This is a genomic window from Burkholderia sp. LK4, from assembly GCF_001043615.1.
Taxonomy (GTDB): domain Bacteria; phylum Pseudomonadota; class Gammaproteobacteria; order Burkholderiales; family Burkholderiaceae; genus Burkholderia; species Burkholderia cepacia.
In genome coordinates this window covers 1-674 of sequence record NZ_LDUL01000191.1, presented here as the reverse complement: position 1 = coordinate 674, position 674 = coordinate 1, and the positions used below count along the sequence as shown (strand labels likewise).

The 674-nt window shown below is 72.4% G+C and carries 1 protein-coding gene; it reads left to right on the top strand.

The window, feature by feature from the left end; genetic code table 11:
• Window positions 1-674: aminotransferase-like domain-containing protein (locus VK92_RS38860; RefSeq protein WP_048468280.1), on the top strand; the 674-nt coding region annotated here is incomplete at both ends.

Sequence of the window (674 nt, the reverse complement as noted above, 5' to 3'; positions counted from 1 at the left end):
CGCTGACGCGGCCGACGCCCGCGCGCGGCGACGAACAGGCATGGCGCCCCGACGCCGCCGCCCTCCGGGTGCCGGGCGTGTCGCGCGAGCACCCGCCTCCGCGCCGCCCCCAGCCGATCGCGGTCGCGCTGAGCGGCGAGCCGCGCCCGTTGCAACCGGGGCTCCCCGCACTGGACGCGTTTCCGCGCAAGGTGTGGCACCGGCTCGTGTCTCAACGTGCGCGCAGCGCCGAACGCGCGTTGCTCGGCTACCCGAACCCGGCCGGCTACCGGCCGCTACGCGAGCACATCGCCACCTATCTCGGCTTGTCGCGCGGCGTCACCTGCGTACCGGAACAGGTGTTCATCACCGGTGGCTACCGCGCCACGCTGGAACTCGTGCTGCGCAGCCTCGCGCGTCCGAACGATCGCGTATGGTTCGAGGACCCCGGCTACCTGCTGGCCCGCACCTTCCTGTCCGAGACCGGTGTGCAGCTCGTTCCGGTACCGGTGGACGCCGAGGGCATCGACGTCGAGCGCGGCAAGCAGCTTGACGCGCACGCGCGCTTCGCGCTGGTGACACCGTCCCATCAGAGCCCGCTCGGGCACACCCTGTCGCTGGCCCGGCGCATCGCGCTGCTGGACTGGGCGGAAAAGACGTCGGGCTGGATCGTCGAGGACGACTACGACAGCGAG